General features: G+C 66.1%; 9 protein-coding genes. 2 read left to right on the top strand and 7 right to left on the bottom strand.

Annotated elements, in window-relative coordinates:
- Positions 1-42: 42 nt before the first annotated feature.
- From BUF17_RS16235 to BUF17_RS16210, 6 genes are all read right to left on the bottom strand, one after another.
- Positions 43-1,629, bottom strand: a complete 1,587-nt coding sequence (locus tag BUF17_RS16235; RefSeq protein WP_073630560.1) for an ABC transporter substrate-binding protein — start codon at positions 1,627-1,629, stop codon at positions 43-45.
- Between the two features lie 24 nt (positions 1,630-1,653).
- On the bottom strand, positions 1,654-2,151 hold the full coding sequence (locus BUF17_RS16230) for an ureidoglycolate lyase (RefSeq protein WP_073630559.1): 498 nt from the start codon (positions 2,149-2,151) through the stop codon (positions 1,654-1,656).
- Entirely contained in the window at positions 2,144-3,082 is a 939-nt protein-coding gene (locus tag BUF17_RS16225; RefSeq protein WP_073630558.1) for an allantoinase PuuE, read from the bottom strand. Before BUF17_RS16225 ends, BUF17_RS16230 begins: the two co-directional genes overlap by 8 nt.
- Positions 3,083-3,379: 297 nt before the next feature.
- Positions 3,380-4,081, bottom strand: coding sequence for a GntR family transcriptional regulator (locus BUF17_RS16220; protein WP_073630557.1), 702 nt, complete (start codon positions 4,079-4,081; stop codon positions 3,380-3,382).
- A gap of 397 nt (positions 4,082-4,478) precedes the next feature.
- Positions 4,479-5,243: a YoaK family protein gene (locus BUF17_RS16215; protein ID WP_073630556.1), complete on the bottom strand. Its 765-nt coding sequence runs from the start codon at positions 5,241-5,243 to the stop codon at positions 4,479-4,481.
- 188 nt (positions 5,244-5,431) lie between these two features.
- On the bottom strand, positions 5,432-6,565 hold the full coding sequence (locus tag BUF17_RS16210) for a cupin domain-containing protein (protein WP_073630555.1): 1,134 nt from the start codon (positions 6,563-6,565) through the stop codon (positions 5,432-5,434).
- 720 nt (positions 6,566-7,285) lie between these two features.
- On the opposite strand from BUF17_RS16210, the gene BUF17_RS16205 reads away from it, so the two are divergent.
- Positions 7,286-8,416 (top strand): helix-turn-helix transcriptional regulator, encoded by a 1,131-nt coding sequence (locus BUF17_RS16205; RefSeq protein ID WP_073630554.1) that lies wholly within the window; start codon positions 7,286-7,288, stop codon positions 8,414-8,416.
- 137 nt (positions 8,417-8,553) lie between these two features.
- Complete coding sequence (locus BUF17_RS16200; RefSeq protein ID WP_073630553.1) at positions 8,554-8,979, top strand: GFA family protein; 426 nt, start codon at positions 8,554-8,556, stop codon at positions 8,977-8,979.
- A 99-nt stretch (positions 8,980-9,078) separates the two neighbouring features.
- Here the strand turns inward: BUF17_RS16200 and BUF17_RS16195 are convergent, their stop codons facing one another.
- Positions 9,079-10,020, bottom strand: a complete 942-nt coding sequence (locus tag BUF17_RS16195) for a sugar-binding transcriptional regulator (RefSeq protein WP_175563718.1) — start codon at positions 10,018-10,020, stop codon at positions 9,079-9,081.
- Positions 10,021-10,273 lie beyond the last annotated feature (253 nt).

The raw sequence follows: 10,273 nt of genomic DNA, 5'->3' as shown, positions 1-10,273 counted from the left end.
AAAAGTCCGGCCGGAAGCCCGCGGGCCTCCGGCCGGCATGGCTCATTTGCTGAAGTCGTACCAGGCGTTGCTGTTCGGCGTGTACCAGGAGAAGCCGTTCACCTTGGCGCCTACTGCAAGTTGGTAGCCGGGATTGAACAGGAACACCCAGGGGGCTTCCGAGACCACGATCTTCTGCACGGTCTTCATGTCCGCCTCGCGGGCCGCCTGATCGGTGGAGGTGAGCGCCTTGTTGATGAGCGCGTCGACCTCGGCGTTCTTGTAGTGCGAGAAGTTCACCATCGACTGGCTGTTGATGAACAGGTTGGTCACGTAGGCCGCGTCGGGCACGATCGCCATGTCGCGGATGAAGAACATCGGCATGGTGCCCTTGGTGTAGCGCTCCACCAGGCTCGATGCCGGCAGCTTGACGAGGGTCACGTCGACGCCGGCCCGCGCGAAGGCGGTCTTCAGGATCACCGCCATCTGTTCTTCCAGCGGTTCGCCGGTGCGGTAGCCGAGTTCCGTCTTGAAGCCGTCGGGATAGCCGGCCTTGGCCAGCAGTTCCTTGGCCTTGGCGACGTCGTCCTTGTAGGGGAAGCCTTCGTCCGTATAGGCCGGGTAGATCTCCGAGACAGGGCTCTTGGTCGGCCGGGCGGTGCCCATGTAGACGCTGCTCTCGATGTCGGGCCGCGGCACGAGATAGTTCATCGCCTGGCGCACCTCAACCTTGTCGAACGGCGGCAGCGAATTGTTCATCTCGAGGCGGTGCGTGTAGTTGCCGAACACCTCCCACACCTTGATCGTCGGCACCTTCTTGGCGAGGGCGATCTCGCGCGGGGTCAGCCATTCGGCGACGTCGATCGAGCCCGCCTGCAGCGCCGCGAGGCGGTTGGAGGAGGTCGGCATCTCGCGGAAGATCACCTTCTTCAGCTTGGCCTCGCCCCGGTAATAATAGGGGTTGGCCTCGTAGATGACTTCCTGGCCCGGCGAGAACTTCGCGATGTGATAGGGCGCGAACGAAGCCGAGTCCGTCGACAGGAAGCGGGAGGCCCAGGGATCGTCCTTGGTGATGTGCTTCTTGGCTTCCGTCGAGTCGATGATGCCGAGGTCGTTGTTGATCCACAGCCGCGCCAGCAGCAGCGAGGGGTGCGGGATCGAAACCTTGACGGTGTAGTCGTCGATCTTCTGGAAGGAATCGAAGCTCTCGATCTTGAGGATCTGCGTCATGTACCAGTGGAACGTGGCCTTCATGTTCCAGCCGCGCTCGAAGGTCCACATCACGTCGTCGGCGGTCATCTCGTTGCCGGCGGCGCTCTTCACACCCTTGCGCAGGTGGAAGGTGATGGACTTGTTGTCCGGCGCGATCTCGTAGCTTTCCGCCAGCGCGCCCTCGATCTTGGAGAAGTCCTCCACCTTGGCGCCGTTCGGGTCGTCCTTCATCGCGTAGACGAGCAGGCGCTCGAAGATGTTGCGGCGCGCCTCGTGGCCGGCTTCGGTCGGCGGATATTCCTGGTCGAGGGATTCGGGCGTGCGGGGGCCGGCGACGATCAGGGTCTCGTTCGCGCTCTGGGCGTGCGCGGACGGGCTCGCGGCCATCACCGCGAAGGCGAGGGCCGAGAGCGTATACGACAGGCGGTTCATGCGCATCGGGTGGTCTCCTCGGGCAACGGGTCAGAGGGGGGAGGAAGGGAGGGGAGGGGCAGGCACTGCGCCCAGCCGGATGCCGACCGGGGAAATGTCGCGGAACTCGCAGTCCGCGTCCGAGCCGTCCTTGTGGACGTGCATCGCGAGACGTCCCGATGCGCCGAGCATCGTCATCGGGACATGCCAGACGGCGGTGCGGTACTGCACGCCGGTGTCGCCGGGCACCGCGAAGGCCGTGAGGCCGTCGAGATCCGGTCCGCCGTCGGGCGCATCCGGCGCGACGACGACGAGATAGCTCTCACCGTCGAGGGGCAGGAACGCCTGCGTCGAATGGAGATGGCGCTCCATCAGGCTCACCACATGCCGGCCGGGTTCGCTCGGTCCCGGGGGCGCGACGACCTCCAGCACCGCCCGGGCCCCGGGCCGGCCGTTGAAGGGCAGGATGGGGCGGGACACCTCCGCCACCACGTCGCCGAACGGGGCGAACGCCTCGGGCGTCAGGGGCTGCGCCGCGATCTCACGCATCGCCCGCCTCCTCGGAACCGGCGTCGCGTTCGAGCCAGGCGCGGGCGATCTCCTCGCGGGTCGTGAACCAGACGTCGTGGTACTGGCGCGCATAGTCGAAGAAGCGCTTCAGCGAGCGGATGCGGCCGGGGCGCCCGATCATCCGCGGATGCAGCCCGATCGACATCATGCGCGGGCCGCGCGCCGCCTCGGCGTACAGCACCTCGAAGCTCTCGCGCATGTAGAGGAAGAAGTCCTCCGCCTGCGCCAGACCGGGTGAGTTCCAGAAGCGGATGTCGTTGACGTCGCAGGTATAGGGCACGACGAGGCGCCGATGGTCGCCGACCGTGACGAAATAGGGCACGTCGTCGTTGTAGGCGTCGGAATCGTAGAGGAACCCGCCTTCCTCCGCGACGAGGCGGCGGGTGCGCACGCTCGGTCCATAGCGGCAATACCAGCCGACCGGGCGCTTGCCGCAGGTTTGCTCGAAGGAACGGATCGCGCGGACGATGTGGTCGCGCTCCTCCTCCTCGGTGAGGTGGAACACCTCTTCCCAGCGATAGCCGTGGCTGCAGATCTCGTGGCCGCCGGCGACCGCCGCCCGCGCCACGTCCGGGTTCTGCTCGAAGGCGACCGCGCAGGCGAAGAACGTCGCCGGGATGCGGGCATCCGCCAGCGAGTCGAGGATGCGCCAGATGCCCACGCGGGAGCCGTACTCGTACATGGATTCCATGGCGAGGTTCCGGATGTCGCGCGGGAAGGCGTAGCTGCCCCATTCCGTCATCGGCTCCTGGTCGGGGTCGCCCATGGCGAACGAGCGCTCCGAGCCTTCCTCGTAGTTGATCACCACGTTGATCGCGAGGCGCGCGCCGTTCGGCCAGGTTCCCGCCGGAATGCGCGGGCCGTAGCCGACGAGATCGCGCTCGGGCGCTGAGAGGGAAGGAGATGACATACCGGCCTCACATATTGCCTGCACTATTGCGTGCAATATTGAAGGCAATGCAATGGCCATGCCAGCGTGCGCGAAATGGGCTGCCGGGGAGGAAATTTTTCGGCGGGCATGGACGATTGCGCCGCCGCGCAGGCGCCGCGCACGCGGCAGCCGTCGGCCGCAAGCGGCCGCGGGGGCAGGGGGCATCGGGATCGGGTGGGACCGGTTCGCGTGGCGATTCCGCACGGATTCACGGGCGTTCGGCACCGTCCCGCTGTCTTGCGGAGGCAGGGAGATTCCGGCCCCCGGCGGGCGGCTTCAGCCGCGCAGGAATTCGTAGATGTCGGCTTCCTGCCGTCGGGCTTCCGACAGGTTGAGGCTGGAGACGATATGCTCGAAATGGTGGGTCATCTCGTGGGCCGCGTCATCGGGCCGGTTCGCCTCGATGAAATCCACCACCCGCTCGTGCTCATGCGTCAGGCACAGGATGCCGGTCTTTTGTTCATAGACCGACTGGATCAGCACGCCACGGCGGATCAGCACCGCCAGCATCTTCTCGAACACCGGGTTGCGGGCGATCTCCGCGATCAGGTGATGGAAATGCGCTGCGACCCGGTTGACGCTTGGATCCTGCCTGTCGAACATCTCGCGCTCGTGGCGCAGGTGCTGGCGCAGACGCTCGATGTCGGCCGCCGTCGCCCGCTGGCAGGCGAGGCGGACCACGATGCATTCGAGTTCCCGCCGCGCCTCGTAGACGTGGTGCGCATCCTCGATGGTCGGACGCGAGACGAAGGCGCCGCGATTGAGCTGGAACACGACGACATCCTCGTCGCGCAGCCGCTCCAGCACGCGCCGCACCCGCGACCGGGGCACGTCGTAGGCTTCGGCCAGCTTGACCTCGTTCAGGTGCTCGCCGGCCCGCAGATGTTTGTCGATGATCGCGTCGACCAGCCGCTCATAGATGAGGTCTTCCGTGGGGTGCTTGCCACGAAGCCGGACCCCGTTATCCTCGCTGGACATGTCCACCCGCGCCGCGACATTTCGGTCTGGTTCTCTTAAAGCATGGGCGAGTTCGGCGGGAAGCGCAATTTTAAGGCACATGCCGCTTGAGGCACCTGGCGGCTTAAGGCACATGGCCGCTTAAGGCTCTTGGCGGCGACGGTGCCGGCCTGCCGGTGCGCAGGCGCGCGGACGCCAGCAGAGGGGCGCGCCGCCGCTCCGTCGATGCCGACCCCCTTTGCCGTCTCCGTCCTGGCCCCGCATCCGGCACCCGTATTGTGGGACGAAGGCGCCGGATGCGGGTTCCGGACGACGCCCCCTGACCGACCGTGGGCAACGACGGCAGGGGAACGGCCCGGATTCGGACGCCTGAGCCGTCCTTGTGGTTCAGAGCGCGCGGATCGGAACGCGGCGTGTTCTAGGCAAAGGTGCCGCCGGAGGACGGATCGACCGCCTTGTGCCTGAACGCGTCGGCCACCGCGATGAGGCCGAGAACGAGGGCGATCGCCGTCGGCAGCAGGATCGCGCCGGTGCTGAGCACGTATTCTCCGATCAGGAAGCCGATGCCGCCGCCGGCGGCGAAGCCCAGCAGCACCAGGAAGAAGATGCCCGACCACAGCAGGTTCGGCTGCCCCTCGATGCCGGTGCGCTTGAACAGGCCCTGCACGAGAAAGTTGAACGCCATCTGCACGACGAAGGTGACCGCCACGTTGCCGTAGAGCATGCCGTGGTTCTTGTGGAACGCGTTGCCCTGCATCCCGGCCACGAAGCTGATGCCGTAGGCGATATGGTGCGGGTTGATCCCGGCGTCGCCGATCAGGCGCTGATGGGCGAAATAGGCGAACACCAGCAGCATGGCGGCCTGCAGGAACAGCACCACCGGCGTGAAGATCTCGCCGCGCTTCAGGATGGTCGTCATCAGCGCGCCGCAGAACGCCGAGCCGAGCCCGAACGCGATCACGGACACGAAGGGAAAGGTGAACTTCTCCCAGTCGCCCTGCACCAGCCAGTAGCCGCTTTGCACCACGTTGCCGGACTGCACCGTCGCGAAGGTCTGGGCGTTCGGCAGCGTCCACGCATTGAGCGACCCCGCCATGAAGGCGAGCAGGAAGCCGACCACGGGCCGTTCCACCAGCGGATCGGCATTGCTGTTGTCGTTCGCCGTGAGAACAGTCGTGGCCATGGGGGTTTTCCCGTTGAGCGGTCGGTGGACCCGCGTGCGCGGGCTTCGAAGGCGCGAGGGATCGTTCGCACCCCGGCCGGTCAGGCTCGCAGGGTGCGTCGTGCCGCGTGGTGATCTCGCCCCTCATCCGGCGAAGGCACAGGGGGCATGTGCCTCTCCCCGGATGGGGGCGTCGTCCCGGCGAACCGTCAGCCCTTGACGACGGGCTGCCGGGTGGGACGGAAGGCGGACATCAGGGGATCGCCGACATCGAGGTGGCCCTCGACCAGGTGGCGGGGCGTCAGCGCGAGCCAGTTGTTCAGCGAGACGTCCTTGTAGACGCCGGTGTGGAACACGTTGAGCACGCGCACGGGCTCGTCGCCGGTATTCTCGATGTAGTGGGCGAGGGTCTTCGGCACGTAGCCGACATCGCCGGCCACGAAATCGAAGGTTCGCGCGTTGCTGACCGCATCGAACACGGTCATGCGGGCCTTGCCGCTGATGTAGTACTGGATTTCATCGGCGTCGGGATGCCAGTGGATCTCGCGCATCCCGCCCGGCTCCAGGTCGATGAACAGCGCGGCGAGGTTGGTCACCTCGAAATTGCGCGAGTCTACCACCGTCGTCGCGCCACCCGGATAGGGGGTGGGAGCGATTCTGGAGGCGCGGAAGACATATTTGTCGGTGAAGGTCACGGCGCCGAGTTCGGCCCGCACCTGCTCCAGCGGCGGCGGCACCGGCTGGCGGAAGATGTACTTCTCCGAAGCCGGGATGCCGTCGAAGGCCTCGGCCGGCACGCCGAAATTCTTCGCCAGCACCTCGCGCGGGGTGTGGGCGAACAGTTCGGTCACCAGCAGCGTCTGGTTTTCCGAGAAGTTGCCGTCATTGAACACCAGCACGAACTCGGTGCCTTCCTCGAGGCCCTGGATCGCGTGCGGGAACCCTGCCGGAGCCAGCCAGAGATCGCCGGGCTCGAGGTCCTCGATCAGGGTCTGGCGCTGGTCGTCGATCAGGTAGAAGCGCACGCGGCCCTTCAGCACATAGGCCCACTCGGCTTCCTTGTGCCAGTGCATCTCGCGCACCACGCCGGGCGGCAGGCGCATGTTGACGATGGCGAGCTCCTGAAGGGTGCCCATCTCGCGCCGGGTGACCTCCCGCGCCCAGCCGCCGTCTTCCAGCCGGTTATGGGCCATGGCGAACGGGAACTTGAGGTTCGGAATGCCGCCATTGTCCGTCAGCGGCGGGATCAGGATGTCGGGGTTCTGCGCTTCCACCGCGGGATTGCGCGGACCGACGATATCGGCGCCCCTGGTGCCGACGATCGGCTGGATCAGTTCGCTCATGGTCTTGGGTCTCCGCCTTCAGGAGGATCTCGGGACGGCGCACGGTTTCGCACCGTCGCCATACGGACATTGGTTTCGGACTTTGCAATATCAAGATAAAATTCGGAATATATCGGCAAAAATTCCGAGTATTACAAAGATATAAACGAGATATACGTTCCGTGACCTCCGTCGTCATTTATACATGGGTATAGGAGCGGTGGGTTCCGCCCCGGAAAGGCATCGAGGGAAGCGACCTCCACCGCAGCAACGGATCCGGCCGCAAAGGTGTGACACGGCCATGCCTCTCTATTTCGACCCAACCCCGCAAAAACGGGCGCGAACTGTCGGGTTTCCAGGATAGAATGCACGCGATTTTCCCAAGACGAGTTCCGGGTGAAAGCGATGCCACGCAGCGTCTTTTCGCTCAATATCCCGTATGGGATACAAATACGCGGGAGCCTGCGGTCCGGTGGAATCTGCCCCGAGACACGACATTACGCGGGGAAATTGCCCGGTCGATCTTGCCTCCGGGTGCGTGCCTGGCCATCATGGGTCGGTGTAAACATCGTTCGCCGCAGACTTCACGATTGTTTTATCGCTTCGAAGCGTCTTGTCGGCTCCAATAGTCCTGTCGGCTTGAACCGACCCGCGCCCCGGGTGCTTATGGCGACCGGATGATTTGCGGCCGGATGATTTTCGCCCCTCACGTCGCGTGCGCCCTGTGACGACGCCCAGCCGATGGAACTGCGAGTGCCCGCCTTCAACGACACGCTCTACCGCATCTACGAGGCCAGCCTGACGCCCGGCGACTGGCCCGCCGCGCTGAACGACATCGCCGCGCTGTTCGGCTCGAAGGGGGCGCTGCTCTATGTGCGGCAGCCGGCGCGCTGGACCGTCGCCGCCCATTCGGCCGCCCTCGACAGCGCGGTCGTCGCCTACGACGCCGAGGACTGGTCGACGCGCAATCCGTGGCTGGCGCCGCGCGCCACGTTCGGCTTCCGTTCGGGCGACGTCTACAGCGACCGCGACATCCTTACCGACGCCGAGATCGCGGCCGATCCGTTCTATGCGGACTTTCTGCCGAGGTTCGGCCTCTACTGGCAGATGGTCGCCATCATCGAGTCCGATTTGGGGTCGCCGGCCGGATTGCTGGTCCAGCGCGGCCGGGATGCCGGGCCTTACGAGCGGGCGGAGGCGGATCGCCTGCTTCTGGTCGCGCGTCATTTCGAGCAGTCGCTGCGCATATCCGGCCGGCTGGCTCAGACCGGTGCCGCGCACCGGACCGTCGCCGGTGCGTTCGATGCGCTCGACCGGCCGGCGTTCATTCTCGACGGCGCGCGGCGTCCTCTCCTGGTGAACGGTTCGGCGCGCGGGCTGATCGGCGACTATTTCGCGGCCGGCGACGGGGCGCTGCGTCCCGCGCTCTCCGACGAGGACGCGGCCTTTTCGGCCGCGCTCGACCGCGCCCATTCCGAAGCCGGCGAGGCGGGTGGCGCACCGCGGCCGATCACCGTCACCGCGGCCGGCACCGGCAAGCGCCTCGTGCTGTGGGTGCTGCCGCTGCTCGGCGCGGCGGCGGCCCATCTCGGCATCGTCAAGCCGGACCGGCATGTCCTGGTGGTGGCCCAGCATCTGGAGCAGGAACGGGTCGTCGAGCCGTCGGTGGTGCGCGATGTGTTCGGGCTCACCTTCGGCGAAGCCCGCCTTTCCGCCCTGCTGGCCGCCGGCCATGCGGTCAGGGAGGCCGCGGCCGCGCTCGGCATCACCGAGGGCACGGCGCGTGTCGTGCTGAAGCGCGCGTTCCAGAAACTCGGCGTCAACCGGCAGTCGGAACTCGTCGCCAGAATCTCGGCGCTCGCCCGGCGGTGAGCGGACCTGAACGCTTCCGGCCTTCTCCGCGCGGCTCGCGCCGCGCACGACCGCCGATCGCGGTGGTAGATTGATGGCAGGCGTTTCGAGCCTCGTTCCGGAGACTCGCGCACGACGGGAATGGGAGACGCGACAGGATGACCAGCGCTGCAGACGTCAGAACCGGCCAATGCCATTGTGGTGCGGTGCGCTTCGAAGTGTCGCTCAGCGACGGCTTCAACGCGGTCCGGCGCTGCAACTGCTCCTACTGCCGCATGCGCGGTGCGGTCGTCGTGACGGCCGACATTGGCGGGGTCAAAATCCTTCAGGGCGAGGAGCTGCTGACGAGCTATCGCTTTCATTCCGGGTCGGTGGATCACTTCTTCTGTTCCCGCTGCGGGATCTATACGCACCACCAGCGGCGGTCCGACCGGAACCTGCACGCCGTAAACGTCGCTTGCCTCGACGGAATAAGCCCGTTCGATTTCTCCGAAGTGCCCGTCATGGACGGCGTCAACCATCCGAACGACACCGGCAAGCAACCTCGCTTGGCCGGCATCCTGCGCTTCACGCCGGAAAACTGACCGTCGCGGTTCAACTCAGGCCGTCTGCGCAGCGAAGAACGAGCGGTGGCCTTCGCAAGCCGGGCGGCGGGAAACCGACGTCCGGCGCGCCGGCGCGCTTCAGTACGTCTTGAGCACCGCGCGCGCCGTGCCGGCGTCCGTCACGAGAATGCTGGCATAACGCCCTCGGAGCATGCCGGAGATCGCCGCGACCTTCTCCATGCCGCCGCCGATGCAGATGCGCTCCGGCACCTGGAGAAAGTCCTCCAGCGGCATGACGATATGGCGGGCGTCGATCTCCGTCAGCACCGGCTTTCCCTCCCTGTCGAAGAAGTAGCCCGACACGAACCCGATCGCGCCGCGGCTCTGATAGTCCGCCAGGATCTGCTCGGACATGAAGCCGGAGTCCTTGAGGAGCGTCTCGCTGCCCACATGGGTGACGCCGAACAGCGTTCTGGTGCAGGTGCGCAGCAGCCTGAAGTGCTGCTCGATGATGGGCTCTCCCATCAGCAGCTGCTTCATCTTCGCGCTGGAAACGATGCCCGGAGCATGCAGGTTGATGCACCGCGCGCCGACCCGGACCGCGATGTTCGAGGTGCATAGTTCCGGCGAGAAGTCGTAGGTCGCGATCGAGGATCCCGTGACCTGCGCGATCGAGGCGCCGGGCAGCGACATCGGCGCCAGCGCCTTCGAAAGCGACATCACCGTGCGCCCCCAGGCGACGCCCAGCACATCCGCGTCGCTCAGCCGCTGCTCCAGGAGCCGGGCCCCGAACCGGCCGATGCGGTCGTAAAGCGGTTCCGCGGCGCCTTCGTCGGGGATGATGAAGCACTCGTCGATGCCGGTCGCGCTCTCGATCTCGCGCGCCAGACTGACCCGCTCCATGCGGGCCGGATCGATCTTGATGTTGACGACCCCTTCCTCCCGCGCCCGCTGCAAGAGGTTGAAGACCGAGGCCCGCGACACGCCCAGTTTCTCGGCGATTTCGTCCTGCTTCAGCCCTTCCTCGTAATAGAGCCATGCCGCCCAGAGCACCGGGTCGAGGCCAAATGCCCCGGGCACCCCACTCTGCCGCCGCCCCCGGCGGGACGCCGCTTCCGCTTCCGTCATGGCCTGCCCCCTAGAGCATATCCCGTTCAGATCGGATCGATCTGAACGACAAGGATATGCTCAAGCTGTTGAGTCTGGAGCGATTTCTTGTCGATCTGATGTTTCCATCAGATCGGAACGCGCTCCAGCTGTCTTCCGCATCGCCTGCCGCCCGCCTTGCCCGCCGTTGCTGCGACCGCCCCCCGCAGGACGGTCGATCTCGCGA

This window comes from Pseudoxanthobacter soli DSM 19599 (genome assembly GCF_900148505.1).
In the GTDB taxonomy this organism is placed as follows: domain Bacteria; phylum Pseudomonadota; class Alphaproteobacteria; order Rhizobiales; family Segnochrobactraceae; genus Pseudoxanthobacter; species Pseudoxanthobacter soli.
The sequence above is the reverse complement of the archived record's forward strand: the minus strand, read 5'-3'. Positions and strand labels throughout refer to the sequence as shown.

Bases quoted from the DNA above. Each gene is read 5' to 3' on its own strand.
- BUF17_RS16235 (WP_073630560.1), bottom strand. From the start codon at position 1,629: ATGCGCATGAACCGCCTGTCGTATACGCTCTCGGCCCTCGCCTTCGCG.
- BUF17_RS16230 (WP_073630559.1), bottom strand. From the start codon at position 2,151: ATGCGTGAGATCGCGGCGCAGCCCCTGACGCCCGAGGCGTTCGCCCCG.
- BUF17_RS16225 (WP_073630558.1), bottom strand. From the start codon at position 3,082: ATGTCATCTCCTTCCCTCTCAGCGCCCGAGCGCGATCTCGTCGGCTAC.
- BUF17_RS16220 (WP_073630557.1), bottom strand. From the start codon at position 4,081: ATGTCCAGCGAGGATAACGGGGTCCGGCTTCGTGGCAAGCACCCCACG.
- BUF17_RS16215 (WP_073630556.1), bottom strand. From the start codon at position 5,243: ATGGCCACGACTGTTCTCACGGCGAACGACAACAGCAATGCCGATCCG.
- BUF17_RS16210 (WP_073630555.1), bottom strand. From the start codon at position 6,565: ATGAGCGAACTGATCCAGCCGATCGTCGGCACCAGGGGCGCCGATATC.
- BUF17_RS16205 (WP_073630554.1), top strand. From the start codon at position 7,286: ATGGAACTGCGAGTGCCCGCCTTCAACGACACGCTCTACCGCATCTAC.
- BUF17_RS16200 (WP_073630553.1), top strand. From the start codon at position 8,554: ATGACCAGCGCTGCAGACGTCAGAACCGGCCAATGCCATTGTGGTGCG.